The sequence below is a fragment of the Streptomyces sp. NPDC002328 genome (genome assembly GCF_042890065.1).
Lineage (GTDB): Bacteria > Actinomycetota > Actinomycetes > Streptomycetales > Streptomycetaceae > Streptomyces.
In genome coordinates this window covers 167,437-182,511 of the sequence record NZ_JBIARQ010000008.1, presented here as the reverse complement: position 1 = coordinate 182,511, position 15,075 = coordinate 167,437, and the positions used below count along the sequence as shown (strand labels likewise).

Below are 15,075 nucleotides of genomic sequence, written 5' to 3'. Positions count from 1 at the left end.
GGTGGGCGGCGCCCCGTCCCGTGCGTAGCAGTGGCAGTGCCCGTGCGTGGCAGTGGCAGTGGTGGTATCCGGTGGCGGTGCGGTGGTGGTGCCGAGGCTGGACCGGCCGGGTGGAGGGGCGGCCGGGCGGCGGTGGAGCGGTGCTCAGGCGAGGTCGTCGCGGGTGACCGTGCGGGCGGACACCCGCAGTTCGCCGTCGTCCTGGTGCAGCAGGACGTCCTCGCACACGCACACGCGGTGCACCTGGGAGGCGCCGCCGGTCTGCGAGGCGTAGACGATCGCGTAGGAGCGGACGTCGACGGCGCCGTCGGGGCGGGGGCGGACGTCGAGCATGCCGATGAAGTGCCGGTGGCGCTGTCCGGCCGCGGCGAGTTCGGCCGCGGTCCGCCGCGCGGCGGCGGCGAGGGCGGCCCGGCCGCGGGCCGGCTCGGGCAGGGTGGGCACGGCGAACGTCGCGTCCTCGGTGAAGGTGCGCGCCCACCGCTCGGCCTCGCCGAGGTCGAGCAGCTGCATCTGGCGGGCGTAGAACTGCTGGACCCGCGCGTACAGCGCGGCGCTCCAGGCGGGGCTCTGCTCGAGCCCGGGCGCGGTCGTCGCGGTCGTCATGGTGTCTCCGTTCGTTCGGTTCGGCCGCGGGCCACCCTGCCCGGGACGGGTCGCACGCGGTTGGAAGATGCCTCGATTCCCGCGCGGGGGGGCGTGGTGTGCGGGGCGGGGTGTGTGCCGGGGGCGGCGGGTGGGCGGGGCGGGGGGTCGAGCGGGTTTCTGTTCGACCTCGAGTGGGGTGGGGCACCGTCGGGGGCACTACGCAGCGGGAAGGAAACCGATGACGACACTGACGAAGCCGGTCGCCCTCGTGACGGGCGCGACGAGCGGTATCGGCCTGGAGGTGGCCCGGGAGCTGGGCCGGCGCGGCCACCGTGTCTTCCTGTGCGCACGCGACGGGCAGCGGGTCGAGCAGACGGTGCGGGATCTGCGCGCGGAGGGCCTGGAGGCCGGCGGGATCGCCGCCGACGTCCGCTCGCGCGAGTCGGTCACCGAGCTGGTCGCGGCGGCCGTGGCGGCCTTCGGCCCCATCGGCGTCCTGGTCAACAACGCCGGCCGCAGCGGCGGCGGCCCGACCGCCGGCATCAGCGACGAGCTGTGGCAGGACGTCATCGACACCAACCTCAACAGCGTCTTCCTCGTCACCCGCGAGGTCCTCAACCACGGCGGCCTGACCGGCGTTGCGCACGGCCGGATCATCAGCATCGCCTCCACCGCCGGCAAGCAGGGCGTGCTGCTCGGCGCCCCCTACAGCGCCTCCAAGCACGGCGTCGTCGGGTTCACCAAGGCCCTCGGCAAGGAGCTCGCCCCCGCCGGGATCACCGTCAACGCGGTCTGCCCCGGCTATGTGGAGACGCCCATGGCGCAGCGGGTGCGCCAGGGGTACGCCGCCGCCTGGCAGAGCACCGAGGAGGAGGTGCAGGAGCAGTTCGAGGCGAAGATCCCCCTGGGCCGTTACTCCACCCCCGAGGAGGTCGCCGGGCTGGTCGGCTACCTCTCCTCCGAGAGCGCCGCCTCGATCACGGCGCAGGCCCTCAACGTCTGCGGCGGGCTCGGCAATTTCTGACCCCGGGCTCCCCCTCCCCCCCTTCCAGCGCAGGCCTCCTCGAGGCTTCGTCAGGCTTCCATCACAGAAGGGACACCGAAGGTGTCGGCTGAACAGGTGCACCGCACATCGCACGACGTGGAGATCGCCGCGCCCGCGGCGGTCGTCTACGGGCTGATCTCGGACACGGTGCAGTGGCCGCTGTTCTTCCCGCCGAACGTGCATGTGGAGCGGCTGGAGTTCGACGGGACGAACGAGCGGCTGCGCATGTGGGCGATCGCCAACGGCGAGGTCAGGTCGTGGACCTCGCGCCGCCGGCTGGACCCGGCCGGGCGGCGGGTCGACTTCCGCCAGGAGGTGCCGGCCGCCCCGCTGACGGGCATGGGCGGCGCGTGGATCGTCGAGCAGCGGGGGCCGGGCGCGTGCCGGCTGGTCCTGCTGCACGACTTCACGGTGGCGGACGGCCGGGCCGAGGACGCCGAGTGGGCCGGCCGGGCCACCGACGCCAACAGCCGGGCGGAGCTCGGGCGTCTGAAGGAGCTCGCGCAGCAGTGGGCGCGGCTGGACGAGCTCGTGCTGTCCTTCGAGGACAGCGTGCGGGTCGAGGGCCCGCCCGGGCCGGTCTACGACTTCCTGCACCGGGTCGCGGACTGGCCGCGGCTGGTCCCGCACGTCACCCGGCTGGAGGTGACCGAGGACGCTCCCGGGGTGCAGGTCATGTCGATGGACACCCGTACCGCGGACGGGGCCTGCCACACCACCGAGTCGGTCCGTGTCTGCTTCCCCGAGGCCGGCGTCATCGTCTACAAGCAGACCGCCACGCCGGCGCTGATGCACGCCCACACCGGCCGGTGGTCGGTCGTGGCCGACGGGTCGGGGCTGACCGTCACCTCCCGGCACAGCGTCGTCCTGCGGGAGGAGGCCATCAAGACCGTCCTGGGCGAGGACGCCACCGTGGAGCAGGCCCGCCGCTACATACGCCAGGCACTGGGCCGCAACTCCACCGCCACCCTGAACCTCGCCAAGCAGCACGCGGAATCGGCGCTGCCGACGCGGTGAACGAAGCAGCCGGGGAAGCCCTGGCGGGGCGCTCCGCCCGGCGCCCCCTGGTCCGGTGTCGGTCGGCGTCCTCGGCGGGGAGCGGGTCGTTCACCATTCACCATGCCGTGCGGGGCGGGTGGGCGGCGGGCCGGGCGGGGCCGGCAGCGGGCCGGCGGGGCCGGCGGGGCCGGCGGGGCCGGCGGGGCCGGCGGGGCCGGCGGGCGGGGGTGCGGAGCGTTCGGCGGGGGCGGGCAGGGGCAGCAGCGACGGGGCGGCCCGGCCCCAGGGGAACCCGTGGTGCAGGTGCAGGACGTCCGGCGCGTCGGGGTCGGCCAGGACGGCCACCGCGGCCAGCACGTCGGGCGCCGGCTCCAGTTCCACGAAGCGCCAGCGCGGTTCGCCGTCGTCCTCGGGCGGCCGGAAACCGGTCACCCCGCGCTCGTCGGCCAGGGTGAAGGAGAACGAGTCGAAGGGCAGCGCCAGGCCCAGCCCGCGGGCCTTGGAGTAGGCCTCCTTCAGCGTCCACAGGCGCAGCAGCCTGCGGGCGCGGGCCCGGCCCGGCACCGCCTGCGCCACCCAGCGCCGCTCGTCGCGGGCGAAGGACGCCACGACGGCGTCGAAGCCCTGCTCGCCGCGGTCGAGCCGTTCCACGTCCACGCCGATCCGGTGCCGGCGCACCACGCCGAGCAGGTTGTGGCCGTGGGAGTGGGAGAGGTTGAAGTCCAGGTCGCGGCCGCCGCGCGGCAGTCCCCGGGGCGGCCGGTGCAGAAACGGTCGGCCGCGGGCGGAACGCCAGATGACCGCCTCCGCCTCCGGCACGCCGCTCTCCAGCGCCAGCACGCGCCGCACGAGGGCGTGGGCGACGAGGTACTGGCGGCGGTCGCGTTCGAAGAGGAAACGGCCCGCGATCTCGCGTTCGTGCTCGTCCAGCCAGTGCGCGGCCAGGGTCGCGGCGGTGCCCGGGGCGAGCGCGTCGTTGGGGCAGAACCACAGTTTCACCGGCTCGGGCGGGCCGGTCATCCGGCCCGCTCCGGCGCTCGCGGGGCGGCGGCCGGGCCCGGCTCGTCCAGCCACAGCGGGCGGCGCAGGAACACCGACGGCGGCGGCGCCGCCGGCGGCCGGGCGGGGCGGGGCTCCAGGGCGGCCCAGTCGACGTCGAGCCCGGACAGCCACAGCCGGGCGAGCTGTTCGAGACGTCCGCCGCGGCGCAGCGCGGCCAGGTAGGGGCGGGTCTCCGGCACGGCGCCCAGGGCCAGCGGATCGCCGCCGTGCCCGCGCAGGTCGGCGTAGCGCACACCATCACCGACATCGGTGGTGTCGGTGGCGGTGGCGGTGGTGTCGTCGGGGGTGGGGGTTTCGGTGAACCGGTGCAGGGCGGCGGTCAGCGCGGGCAGGTCGGTGACGAGCAGCGCGAGCCGGCAGGGCTGGGCGGCGCGGCCGGTGCGCAGGGCGCGCGCGACGTCGGCGAGCAGCCGCCCTCCCCCGCCGTCACCGCCCCCGCCCCCGCCGCCGTCATCGCCACCGCCGTGACCGCCCTCGCCGCCGTCATCGCCACCGCCGTGACCGCCCTCGCCGCCGTCGTCGCCGCCGTCGTCGCCGTCGCTGTCGTCGCTGTCGTCGGGGGTTCGTGCGGGCCGGGAGAGCCAGTCGGCGAGGCGGGCGGCGGTGGCGCGGAGGTGGCCGGGCGTGGGGGCGGACAGCAGGACCAGTTCCTCGCGGCCGGCGGTGTCGCCGCCGGCCGGCGCCGGGCGCACCGGGAGGGGCTGGGGCGGGATGTGCTCCTGGAGGAGCGTGTGCGCGGTGAAGCCGGCGCAGGTCACCTCGGCCGTGGCGGTGCGGGGCTGTTCGCGTCCCTGTCCGTCGCGGGGCCTGGGCCAGGGCCGGGCGGCGGCCCCGTCGTGTGCGGGGGCGAGGAAGGCGTGGCCGAGCTGGAGCACGGCGGCGGTGAGCGCGGCGATGCCGGTGGCCGCTCCGGCGTCGCCGATGCGGCGCACGGTCGCCGGGCGGGTCTCGTGCAGGCCGGCCGCAGGCACCGGCACGGGCACCGGGGTGTGGGTGGGGGTGGTGGGGGGCGGGGTGAAGCCGGCCGAGGTGGAGCGGATCACGGCGTGCACCCGGTCGCCGTCGGCGAGCGCCCGGCGCAGCGGTTTGACGACCGCCGCGCCGATGCCCTCGCCGGCCGCGGGGCGGGCCCGTGAGGGGTGCAGCAGCAGTTCGACGCCGCCGACGACGGCTGCGGCGCACTCGCCGCGGCGCAGTGCCTGGACGGCGAGGTGCAGCGCGGTCAGGGCCGAGCACTCGGCGGTGTCGACGGCCTGGCCGGGGCCGCTCAGGCGCAGGAGCGCGGCCAGTCTGGCGGGCAGGCTCCAGTGCCCGCTCCGGGCGATGCCGGGGCCGCCGGAGCGGGAGGCGTCGGCGGTGAGCAGCGCGTAGTCGCGGGCGCTGACCCCGACGAACACCCCGACCGCGCGCGGGACGCCGTCCGGGCCGGTCAGGGCGTCGAGCCGGGCTCCGGTGCAGCCCGCGTCCTCCAGCGCCTCCCAGGCGGTCTCCAGGAAGAGCCGCTCCTGCGGGTCCATCAGGGCGCCCTCGGCGGGAGTGAGCCCGAAGAACTCCGCGTCGAACTCGGCGACGCCGTCCAGGAAATGCCCGCGCTCGGCCGGGGCGAGCACGGGCCGGCCGGGCCGGTCGGCGGGCGGCCCCGGACGGGAGGTGTCACGGCCGGCGCGGAGGTTGTCCCGGTAGGCGTCCAGGTCGGACGCCAGCGGGTAGCGCCCGGCGAGACCGACGACGGCGTAACCGCCGCCGTCGTCGTCGGGGACACCGCCGTCCGACGGGGGGTCGGGAGCGGGGACGGATGCGGGCCCGGGTCCAGGGGCGGGCGCGGGCTCGGGCACCGGTGCGGGTACGGGTGCGGGCGGGGCCGCGGGCTCGGGAGCGGATACGAGTGCGGGGGCAGGGGCGGGCTCGTAGGCGGATGCGGGCGCAGGCCCGGGTGCGGGCTCGGTACGGCGCCCGCAGGTCACGCCGCCGGTGCCCGCGCCGTCGCCCGCAGTGCTGCCGTCGCCCGCACCGCACCGCTCCCCCGCCGGCTGTGTCAGCAGGCGGGTGGCCTGTTCGCGGTCGAGGGTTCCGGCCTTGAAGCGGGTGAGGATCTCGCGTTCGTCCATCGTCTGCGGCCGTTCAGCTGCGCCGGGGCAGCAGGCCGAGCGCCTCGTCGACGGAGATCCGGCCGTCGCGCACCGCGTCGAGGAGGTCGCCCAGGCCGGCCGCACCGGACGCCGGGACCTGCACGTGACTGTGGGCGGGGGCGGGGGCGGTGGCGGCGATGTGGGCGGCCATCGCGGTGAGGTTCGCGTGGTCGTAGAGCGTGGCGGGCCGTTCGCGCAGGCCGTAGAGGCGGTTGACGGTCGCCACGAACTGCGCGCCCAGGATGGAGTCCACTCCGAGGAGGTGGAAGGCGGCCGTGGTGTCGATGTCCCACGGGTCGCAGCACACGATGCGGGCGAGTTCCTCGCACAGCACGTCCAGGACGGCTCCCGCCGCGCGGCCCGGCGGGCGGGCCGCCGCAGGCGCGGGCGCGGGGGCGGGGGCGGGGGTCGTCGGGGCGGGCGGCGCTTCGCCGGGCGTGCCCCGCTCACGTGCCACGTGCCGGGCGAAGGCGAGGGGGGTGGGGTGGTCGAAGAGGGCGTCGGCCTTGATCGCCGTCGTGTGGCGGGCGTTGACGGCGGCGACGAACTCGACGGTGGGCAGGGAGTCCAGGCCCAGCGACCGGAACGTCTGCTCGGGGTCGATCGCGTCGGGCCGCAGCCGCAGCACGGCGGCGAGCGTGTCCACGAGATCGGTCAGGAGGCCGGCGGACGGCGCGGCGGGGCCTGCGGGCGCGGGCGTCGGGCTGTCGAAAAGCATGGCGTGGCTCCGGGAAGGGTCCGTGGCCGACGGTCCGGCGCGGCGGACGGGCAGGAAGAAGGTGCACGGCGGGGCAGCACGGGCCGCGGGAGGCGGACTGCGGGGTACGGAATGCGGGGTGCGGGCGGGCCCCGGGCACGGGACCGTCACCGCCCAGGCCGTCAGGCAGCTCAGGCCGTCAAACCGTCGTGGCTGTCGTGGTCGTTGAGGTCTGGGGCGGGGGCAGGGTGAGGGCGTGGACGTCGTAGCGGGCGGTGTGGTCCTGCGGGACGAGGGCGGGCAGCAGGCAGTGCCACAGCGCGCCGATCGTCTCCCGCAGCCGGGGGCAGTGGGCGCCGTCGCCGCAGAGCGCTCCGATGCCGGTGAGGGCGGCGGAGAGCAGGGTGCCGGGGCCGTGCGCGGCGGTGTGGTGCTCGCGCAGGTCTCCGGTGGCGCGGGCGCGGTCGATGAGGCGCAGCGCCTCGTCGGTCCAGGCCTGGCGGAAGTCGGCGGCGGGCGGGCGGCGGCGGGTGCTGTCGCGGCTGATGCGGAAGGCGGCCCGGACGACCGGGTCCTCGCACAGGGTCCGTGCCAGCCAGTGGGTCAGGTCGATGAGCGCCTGCACCGGCGGTGTCCGGGCGTGGTGCTGGCGGCGGACGAAGGCGCGCAGCGCGTCGTGTCCTTGTTGCTGCACGGCGTCGGCGAGGCCGTCCTTGGAGGCGAAGTGGAAGTAGAGGGCTCCCTTGGTCATGCCCGCGGCCTGGGCGATCTGTCCGAGGGTCGCGCTGGAGTAGCCGTTCTGGTTGAACATGTGCGCGCCCGCCTGCATGAGTCTGCGCCGCGTCTTCTCCGACCTGGCCTGCATCTGCGGCCTCCCTCCTGGGGTGTTGGGGAGTGTGTCCCGCGCCTGGTGCGGCGGGCGGGTCAGCCGACGCGGGTGAGGCGTCCGCCGTCGCCGGCGGGGGTGTCGGGGGTCTCGGGGCCGGCCACCAGGATCGAGCGCTGGAGCCGGCGCAGTCCGGCGCTGGGCTCGAGGCCGAGTTCGCGGACCAGGGCGGTGCGCAGCCGCTGGTAGACGTCGAGGGCTTCGCTGCGGCGGCCGCAGCGGTGCAGGGCCAGCATGAACTGGCCGTGCAGGTTCTCGTGGGTGCGGTAGCGGCTGACCAGGACGGTGAGCTCGCCCAGCAGCTCGCGGTCGCGGCCGAGCCGCAGGTCGGCCTCGATGCGCTGGTCGAGGGCGCACAGCCGGGTCTCCTCCAGCCGTCGGCTCTCCATCTCCAGCAGCGTCCCGGTCTGCACGTCGGCGAACGCGGAGCCGGTCCACAGGGCGAGGGCGTCGCGCAGCCGGCGGGCGGCGCCCGCGAAGTCGCCGGCGTCCATGGCCCGGTAGCCCAGGCCGGCCAGCCGCTCGAACTCGCGGACGTCGCTGGCGCCGCCCGAGGCGGCGAGCAGGTATCCGCCCGGGGAGGTGACGAGCACGTCCTTGGCGGTGCGCGCCGGGGCGCCGTGCGCGTCCCGCTCCAGCGCGGCGGAGATGTGCTCGCGCAGTTGCAGCACATAGGTCTGCAAGGTGGTGCGGGCGCTGCGCGGCGGGCGCTCGCCCCAGAGTTCCTCGATCAGCGCGGCGACCGGTAACACCTGGTCGGCGTGCAGGGCGAGCAGCGCGAGGACCTGGCGCGGCTTCGGCGCCGTCGGCGTCACCGACACCCCGTTCTCCCTGACGTCCAGCGCGCCCAGTACTGCGATGTCCATGCCGTCTCCCCTATCCGTGCATGAGGTGGGTCGTGAGCCGTCTGACGTCTGGTCCTGGCGGAGCCGTGGTCGGCATGAACCCCAGTAAAAAACAGGCCAGGCGGTTTGTCAATATGAAACCGTCTCCGCTGTTTTTTCTGGGCGAGAGCCTCCCCCGGCCGCACCCCGAGTACTCCCGGGCACTCCCGGGCGCTCTCGGACGGCTCCCCCGGGTGCCCCGACTGCGCCCGGTTTCCCGGGGTTTCGTCCAGGCCGGGGCCGGGCGGGAGAGGGAGGGGCGGCCCCGGAGGGGAGCCGCAGGCGCCGTGGGCGGGAAGGGGAAAGAGACCGGGCGGTACGGTCTGTTTCGGTGGTCCGGCGGTTTCCGCGGGTCCTCTCCCCCCTTTCCTCTCCCCCTCCCCCGTGCGGGCCGTGCGGGTGGTGCGGCTGTGTCACGTCGTGGTGCGGGCCTGGGGGGTCAGCAGGGTGTGGCGTCGGGTCAGCCGTGGGAGCAGGAGGTTCCACAGGGCGGTGACCTTGTGTTCGGACAGCCAGGTGCGGTCCTGGCCGCCCAGGGTTTCGAGTCCGACGACGGCGGCCACGACGGCGCAGGCGGCGGTGTCGGGGGAGATCCCGGGGGCGAGCCAGCCGTCGGCGTCGGCGTGCCGCAGCGTCTGTTCGACCCAGCGCTGCCATTCGCCGCGCAGCGAGGGGGCGGGGTCGCGGCCGGGGGCGCCGCCGAGGGCGAAGCCGGCGCGGACGACGACGTCGTCGGCGAGGGCTGCGGTCAGGGCGTGGGTGGCGTCGACGAGGGCCTGGAGGGGGCCGCCGTCCGCGGTGCGGGCGTCGTCGACGATCTGGCGCACGGTGTGGAGGGCCTGTGCCTCGACGGCGAGGGCCAGTGCTTTCTTGCTCTCGAAGTGGAAGTGCAGGGCGCCGTTGCTGACGCCCGCGCGGGCGCTGATCCTGGACAGCGAGGAGGGGGCGAAGCCCTCCTGGGCGAACGTCTGCGCCCCGGCGCGGATCAGCGCCTGCCGGGTACGGGCCGCGCGCTCCTGCTTGACCATCGCTCGTCTCCTGGCCGCTCCCGCTCCCGTGGCGCTCCCGGGCCGGGGGTGCGTGCGGCGGGGCGCGGGGGGCCGGTCGGTGTCGTTCACTGCGGGGGGTTGCCGTGTTTGCGGGAGGGGCGGGCGGCGTGCTTGGACCGGAGCATCGCCAGCGAGCGGATGAGTGTCTCGCGGGTCTCGGCGGGGTCGATGACGTCGTCGACCAGGCCGCGTTCGGCCGCGTAGTAGGGGTGCATCAGCTCGGCGCGGTATTCCTCGACCATGCGGGCGCGCATGGCCTCAGGGTTCTCGGCGGCGGCGATCTGACGGCGGAAGACGACGTCGGCGGCGCCTTCGGCGCCCATGACGGCGACTTCGTTGGCGGGCCAGGCGTAGGCGAGGTCGGCGCCGACGGAGCGGCTGTCCATGACGATGTAGGCGCCGCCGTAGGCCTTGCGCAGGATCAGGGAGATGCGGGGCACGCTGGCGTCGCAGTAGGCGTAGAGGAGTTTCGCGCCGTGGCGGATGATGCCGCCGTGTTCCTGGGCGACGCCGGGCAGGAAGCCGGGGACGTCCAGCAGGGTCACCAGCGGGATGCTGAACGCGTCGCACGTCTGCACGAAGCGGGCGGCTTTCTGGGCGGCCTCGGTGTCGAGGACGCCGGCCAGGACCCGGGGCTGGCTGGCGACGATGCCGACGACCTCGCCGTCCAGGCGGGCCAGGGCGCAGACGATGTTGCGGGCCCAGCGTTCGTGGACCTCCAGGTACTCGCCGTCGTCGACGATCTCCTCGATGACGGCGGTGATGTCGTAGGGGAGGCTGCCGTCGGCCGGGACCAGGTCGAGCAAGGCCTCGCCGCGCCGGGTGGCGGGGTCGGCGCAGTCGGCGCGCGGCGGCCTCTCGCGGTTGTTCTGCGGCAGGAGGGTGAGCAGGTAGCGGACCTCGGCGAGGCAGGTCTCCTCGTCGTCGTAGGCGAAGTGGCACACGCCGGAGGTCTCGGCGTGCACGTCGGCGCCGCCGAGGCCGTTGTGGGTGATCTCCTCGCCGGTGACGGCCCTGACGACGTCGGGGCCGGTGATGAACATCTGCGAGGTGTCGCGGACCATGAAGACGAAGTCGGTCAGGGCGGGGCTGTAGGCCGCGCCGCCGGCGCACGGGCCGAGCATCACGCTGATCTGCGGGATGACGCCGGAGGCCTGGGTGTTGCGCTGGAAGATGCCGCCGTAGCCGGCCAGCGCGGAGACGCCTTCCTGGATGCGGGCGCCGGCGCCGTCGTTGAGGGAGACCAGCGGGGCGCCGGCCGCGATGGCCATGTCCATGATCTTGTGGATCTTCGTGGCGTGGGCCTCGCCCAGCGCGCCGCCGAAGATGCGGAAGTCGTGGGCGTAGACGAAGACGGTGCGGCCCTCGACCGTGCCCCAGCCGGTGACGACGCCGTCGGTGTAGGGCTTCTTGGCCTCCAGGCCGAAGCCGGTCGCCCGGTGCCGGCGCAGCTGCTCGACCTCGCGGAAGGACCCGGAGTCCAGGAGCAGTCCGATGCGCTCCCGCACGGTCAGCTTGCCCCGGGCGTGCTGCGCCGCGCTCGCCTTCGCGTCCGGTCCGGCCAGCGCCTGCGCACGGATCGCATGCAGCTGCGCCACCCGCCCGCGCAGACCGGACGATCCCGGCGGGCGGGGGGCGGACGCCGCTCCCGGCGGGCGGGGGGCGGACGCCGCTCCCGGCGGGCGGGGGGCGGACCCTGCTCCTGCCGGGCGGGGGGCGGGAGCTTCTGCCGGGCGGGGGGCGGACGTTGCTCCTGCCGGGCGGGGGGCGGACGCTGCCGGTGCTTGCGGCGCGTCCGGTGTTTGCGGCGCGCCCGGTATCTCGGGCGCCCCCGGTGTTTCCGGCGCGCCCGTCGCTTTCGTCGCGTCCGGTGCGTCGGGTGTTTCCGTCGGCCCCGGCGCGTCCGGCGCGGGGGCGGTCACACCCGCCGTGGCGGGGGCGGTCGTTCTCGCCGGCGCGGGGGCGGGCGTCCCGGTCGGCGCAGGGACCGCCGTCTCGGCCCGTACGGGGGCCGCCGCCTCGGCCCGTACAGGGGCGGCCGTCCCGGTCGGCACGAGGGCCACCGTCTCGGCCCGTACGGGGGCGGCCGTCCCGGTCGGCACGGGGGCGATGGTCTCGGCCCGTGCGGGGGCCGCCGCCTCGGCCCGTGCGGGGGCGGCCGTCTCGGCCGGCACAGGGGCGGTCGTCTGGGTCCGTGCGGGGGTGGTCGTCTTGGCCGGCGTGGGGGCCGTCGTCCTCGCCATGTGTGGTCCCTTCCTGGGACGGGACGGGGGCCGGAGAAGGGGTCCCGCCGCGGCCATGGAGATCATGTTAACAAACCGCTGGCGCGGTTTACAGGTGTGGGGTGGGGCGGGCGGGCCGGGGTCCGCCGTTCAGCGCCAGCTGCCGGGGGCGGCGTAGTCGTCGGGCCGGCTCCACCAGCGCGGGGCGGCGGCCGGCGGCCGGGTGCCTTCCGCGGCCGGGGCGCGGCTCCGCAGGGCGAGCAGCACCGCCGTGAGTGCGGCCAGTTCCTCTTCGCGGGCCTGCCCGCGCTCCACGCGCAGCAGGGCTCGTGCGTGTTCCATCGGTCCGGTCCTTTCCGTCGTTGGCCTGGGGAAACGGTGGGCCAGGGGGCTCAAGGACGGCTTTGGGCGCGCTCGACGCGGCGCCCGTCCGGCCCGCCCCGGGGCCCGCCCGGGGTGCGGCCGGGACCCGTCCGGGGCGTGGCCCGCATCCCGTCCTGGTCCCGGCCGGGGGCCGTGCTCGGCTGCTGTGGGGCGGCAAAGGCCGAGGTCGGCCCGCCGGTGCGGCGGGGCGGGCGGGGGCGGCGGCGGAGCGGAACGGTTCTCTCCGCAAACGGGGGCAGCCGGAATGATTCCTACCGCTGGAAATTTAAACCGGATGGTATGTATCTTCACTGGCCTGAGCGACCCACACGTCGACTTCACGCCCCATGCGGGCTCAGGGGGAACAGCCATGTCTGCGAGCACTTTCCGTGCCGAGCGTCCGGCGCCCGGCACACCGCACCGCGAGAACGGCCACGAGGCGCCGGCGTTCGTCACGGCGCCGCGCGGTCCGTCCCTGACCACCACGGTGCCCAGGGAGTTCGTCCACCGCGCCAGTGTGGCGGAGGTGATGCTGACCGGCTGGGAGCGTCTGGAGGAGTCCCGTTTCGCGGTGGCGGCGCAGTGGCCCCGGCGGCACGGGTTCTTCGCCGCCGTCGAGGGCTGCCACGACCCGCTTTTGGTGGCCGAGACGATCCGGCAGGCCGGGATCCTGCTGGCGCACACGGAGTTCGGCGTCCCGCTCGGCCACCAGTTCCTGATGTTCGACCTCACGGTCGGGGTGCGGCCCGAGCAGCTGCGCGTGGCGGCCACGCCGGCGGCGCTGGACATCACGGTGGTGTGCACGGACGTCCGGCGGCGGGGCGGGCGGCTGGCGGGGCTGCACTACGAGGCGGTGATCCGCCGCGACGGGGAGGTCGCCGCGACCGGCGGGGCGACCTTCAGCTGCACCGCTCCGGCCGTCTACCGGCGCCTGCGCGCCCGCGCCGGGGACGGCCTCGTCCCGCTGGCGCCGGCGATCCCGGTGGCGCCGGGCGAGGTCGGGCGGGTCTGCGCCAGCGACGTCGTGCTGTCCCCCGCCGCGGGCGGGCCGGGCCGCTGGCAGCTGCGGGTGGACACCCGCCACCCCGTGCTCTTCGACCACCCCTGCGACCACGTGCCGGGCATGGTCCTGCTGGAGGCCGCCCGCCAGGCCGCGGCCGCGTTCCTGGGCCGCCCCTGCCTGCCGGTCGCCGTCACCGGCGAGTTCGCCCGCTACGCCGAACTCGACGCCCCCTGCACCATCGAGGCCTGCTCCCTGCCCCCGCACCCCGACGGCGCCCCCCGCCTCCTGGTGACCGCCCGCCAGAACGACACCCTCGTCTTCACCTCCACCCTCACCCTCACCCCCGCCCCCGCACCGGCGCAGGCGCCCGCCCCCGCCCCCGCCTCCGCCTCCGCACCGGCGCAGGCGCCCGCCCCGGCCTGAGCAGCACGACCGCCCGCCGGCGGCCCTCGCCCCCCCCGGCCCTCTGGCCTTCAGTCCCCCGGCCACGAAAGCCGGGCCCCGGCCGGGAAACCGGGTGCGCGGGTGCCAGGGGGCCGGGCGCCCCGGAGCCGAAGGCCGAGGCCGAAGGCCAGGGGGCCGGGGCCCAAAAGGACCGGGGCCAGGGCCCGGACCGGGGCCAGAGGACCGGGTGCCAGAGGACCGGGTGCCAGAGGACCGGGTGCCAGAGACCAAGGGACCGGGGGCCAGGGCCAGAAAACCAAGGGGCCGGGGCCAAGGCCCACGGGGCCGGGGCCGGGGCCGGGGCCGGGGACCGAGGGACCGAGGGACCGAGGACCAGGGGCCGAAGGGCCAGGCCAGGCCGGGGCCGGGGGCGAGGGCCCGGGGGGCCGAGAGCCGGGGCGAGGGGCCGGGGGCCGGTCAACCCATCCGCCAGCCCCGACGCCCCGGCGGGAGCCGGACCCGCCGGACACCGCACGGGCACCGCCCCCGGGATGAGGTCCGTCCGCGCCAGAGGCGGCACGGACGGACCCGGACAAGGGCCGGCCACGTCAGACCGACGCAGGCAGGAGCGGACCTCTGCAAAGGCCCGCGTGCCAGACCGGAGCGCGGGGCTGACTCCGGCGGGGACCGACGTGCCTGACCGGCGCACGCGCACACCGGAGCGGACCGGCGAGGACGCCACACCAGCGCGGACCGGCCGTGCCAGACCCGGCGCAGGCGGACACCGGCGGCAGCCGACGTGTCAGACCGGCACGGACACCGGCGAGGACCGGCACGGGCGGGGGGGGCGACATGCCAGAGCGGCGCGGGCGGGAACCGGCCGCGTCAGACCAGGCGTGGGCAGGGGCGGACATCTACCGGGGCCAACGTGCCAGACCGGCACAAGCGGACAACGGTGGAGGCCGGCCGTATCAGACCGGCACGGACACCAGGCGGGGCCCGACGCGAGCGGCGAACGTCGGCGCGTGCGGGACCGGCCGTGTCGGACCGGCCGGCTCAGGACCGGCGCAGGCAGAGGCGAACAGACCTCTACGCAGGCCCACCTGCCGGACCGGCGCAGCAGGCAGGGGCGGACTCGGACTCCACGGAGACCGACGTGCCAGACCGACGTACGGGCGGACAGCGGCGGGGGGCGGACACCAGCGCGGACCGGCCGCGTCAGACCCGGCGCAGACGGACACCGGCGGCAGCCGACGTGTCAGACCGGCACGGACACCGGCGAGCGCCGGCACGGGCGGGAACCGGCGCGGGCGGACACCGGCCGTGTCAGACCGGGCGGAGGCAGGAGCGGACATCCACGGGGGCCAACGTGTCAGACCGGCGCAGACACCGGCGAGCGCCGGCACGGGCGGGAACCGGCGCGGGCGGACACCGGCGCGGGCGGACACCGGCGGTGTCAGACCGGGCGGGGGCAGGAGCGGACATCCACGGAGGCCGACGTGTCAGACCGGCGCAGACACCGGCAAAGGCCGACGCGGGCGCACACCCGCGCAGGCGGGGGCGTGCCGGACCAGCTCGGACAGGGGCGGACGTCCACGGAGGCCGACGTGTCAGACCGGCGCAGACACCGGCAAAGGCCGACGCGGGCGCACACCGGCGCAGGCGGGGGCGTGCCGGACCAGCTCGGACAGGGGCGGACGTCCACGGAGGCCGACGTGTCAGACCGGCGCAGACACCGGCAAAGGCCGACGCGGGCGCACACCG

General features: G+C 76.2%; 12 protein-coding genes. 3 read left to right on the top strand and 9 right to left on the bottom strand.

All coding sequences use genetic code 11. The annotated features are described in order from the left end of the window. Positions 1–144 precede the first annotated feature (144 nt). Positions 145–606, bottom strand: a complete 462-nt coding sequence (locus tag ACFYX4_RS21860) for a nuclear transport factor 2 family protein (protein WP_389335614.1) — start codon at positions 604–606, stop codon at positions 145–147. A gap of 220 nt (positions 607–826) precedes the next feature. On the opposite strand from ACFYX4_RS21860, the gene fabG reads away from it, so the two are divergent. Beyond that, positions 827–1,612: a 3-oxoacyl-ACP reductase FabG gene (gene fabG / locus ACFYX4_RS21855; protein ID WP_389335611.1), complete on the top strand. Its 786-nt coding sequence runs from the start codon at positions 827–829 to the stop codon at positions 1,610–1,612. A gap of 81 nt (positions 1,613–1,693) precedes the next feature. Then, positions 1,694–2,650 (top strand): aromatase/cyclase, encoded by a 957-nt coding sequence (locus ACFYX4_RS21850; RefSeq protein ID WP_389335608.1) that lies wholly within the window; start codon positions 1,694–1,696, stop codon positions 2,648–2,650. Positions 2,651–2,740: 90 nt separating this feature from the next. Here the strand turns inward: ACFYX4_RS21850 and ACFYX4_RS21845 are convergent, their stop codons facing one another. From ACFYX4_RS21845 to ACFYX4_RS21810, 8 genes are all read right to left on the bottom strand, one after another. Then, positions 2,741–3,652, bottom strand: a complete 912-nt coding sequence (locus ACFYX4_RS21845) for a 4'-phosphopantetheinyl transferase family protein (protein ID WP_389335605.1) — start codon at positions 3,650–3,652, stop codon at positions 2,741–2,743. Continuing rightward, positions 3,649–5,802, bottom strand: coding sequence for a beta-ketoacyl synthase N-terminal-like domain-containing protein (locus ACFYX4_RS21840; protein ID WP_389335602.1), 2,154 nt, complete (start codon positions 5,800–5,802; stop codon positions 3,649–3,651). Before ACFYX4_RS21840 ends, ACFYX4_RS21845 begins: the two co-directional genes overlap by 4 nt. Positions 5,803–5,815: 13 nt before the next feature. Further along, positions 5,816–6,541 (bottom strand): phosphopantetheine-binding protein, encoded by a 726-nt coding sequence (locus ACFYX4_RS21835; protein ID WP_389335599.1) that lies wholly within the window; start codon positions 6,539–6,541, stop codon positions 5,816–5,818. 178 nt (positions 6,542–6,719) lie between these two features. Further along, positions 6,720–7,385 carry a ScbR family autoregulator-binding transcription factor gene (locus tag ACFYX4_RS21830; protein ID WP_389335596.1) on the bottom strand — a complete coding sequence of 222 codons (666 nt, stop codon included), beginning with the start codon at positions 7,383–7,385 and terminating at the stop codon, positions 6,720–6,722. Between the two features lie 59 nt (positions 7,386–7,444). After that, positions 7,445–8,272, bottom strand: a complete 828-nt coding sequence (locus tag ACFYX4_RS21825; RefSeq protein ID WP_389335593.1) for a BTAD domain-containing putative transcriptional regulator — start codon at positions 8,270–8,272, stop codon at positions 7,445–7,447. A 431-nt stretch (positions 8,273–8,703) separates the two neighbouring features. Next, positions 8,704–9,318 (bottom strand): ScbR family autoregulator-binding transcription factor, encoded by a 615-nt coding sequence (locus tag ACFYX4_RS21820; RefSeq protein ID WP_389335590.1) that lies wholly within the window; start codon positions 9,316–9,318, stop codon positions 8,704–8,706. A gap of 86 nt (positions 9,319–9,404) precedes the next feature. Then, positions 9,405–10,937, bottom strand: a complete 1,533-nt coding sequence (locus ACFYX4_RS21815) for an acyl-CoA carboxylase subunit beta (protein ID WP_389335937.1) — start codon at positions 10,935–10,937, stop codon at positions 9,405–9,407. Positions 10,938–11,711: 774 nt separating this feature from the next. Beyond that, complete coding sequence (locus ACFYX4_RS21810; protein WP_389335587.1) at positions 11,712–11,903, bottom strand: acyl-CoA carboxylase epsilon subunit; 192 nt, start codon at positions 11,901–11,903, stop codon at positions 11,712–11,714. 391 nt (positions 11,904–12,294) lie between these two features. Here ACFYX4_RS21810 and ACFYX4_RS21805 point away from each other — a divergent pair, with 391 nt between their 5' ends. Beyond that, positions 12,295–13,350 carry a ScbA/BarX family gamma-butyrolactone biosynthesis protein gene (locus tag ACFYX4_RS21805; RefSeq protein WP_389335584.1) on the top strand — a complete coding sequence of 352 codons (1,056 nt, stop codon included), beginning with the start codon at positions 12,295–12,297 and terminating at the stop codon, positions 13,348–13,350. Positions 13,351–15,075: the final 1,725 nt, after the last annotated feature.

Coding starts and splice junctions, on each gene's coding strand:
- ACFYX4_RS21805 (WP_389335584.1), top strand. CDS start 12,295: ATGTCTGCGAGCACTTTCCGTGCCGAGCGTCCGGCGCCCGGCACACCG.
- ACFYX4_RS21810 (WP_389335587.1), bottom strand. CDS start 11,903: ATGGAACACGCACGAGCCCTGCTGCGCGTGGAGCGCGGGCAGGCCCGC.
- ACFYX4_RS21820 (WP_389335590.1), bottom strand. CDS start 9,318: ATGGTCAAGCAGGAGCGCGCGGCCCGTACCCGGCAGGCGCTGATCCGC.
- ACFYX4_RS21860 (WP_389335614.1), bottom strand. CDS start 606: ATGACGACCGCGACGACCGCGCCCGGGCTCGAGCAGAGCCCCGCCTGG.
- ACFYX4_RS21840 (WP_389335602.1), bottom strand. CDS start 5,802: ATGGACGAACGCGAGATCCTCACCCGCTTCAAGGCCGGAACCCTCGAC.
- fabG (WP_389335611.1), top strand. CDS start 827: ATGACGACACTGACGAAGCCGGTCGCCCTCGTGACGGGCGCGACGAGC.
- ACFYX4_RS21835 (WP_389335599.1), bottom strand. CDS start 6,541: ATGCTTTTCGACAGCCCGACGCCCGCGCCCGCAGGCCCCGCCGCGCCG.
- ACFYX4_RS21825 (WP_389335593.1), bottom strand. CDS start 8,272: ATGGACATCGCAGTACTGGGCGCGCTGGACGTCAGGGAGAACGGGGTG.
- ACFYX4_RS21830 (WP_389335596.1), bottom strand. CDS start 7,385: ATGCAGGCCAGGTCGGAGAAGACGCGGCGCAGACTCATGCAGGCGGGC.
- ACFYX4_RS21845 (WP_389335605.1), bottom strand. CDS start 3,652: ATGACCGGCCCGCCCGAGCCGGTGAAACTGTGGTTCTGCCCCAACGAC.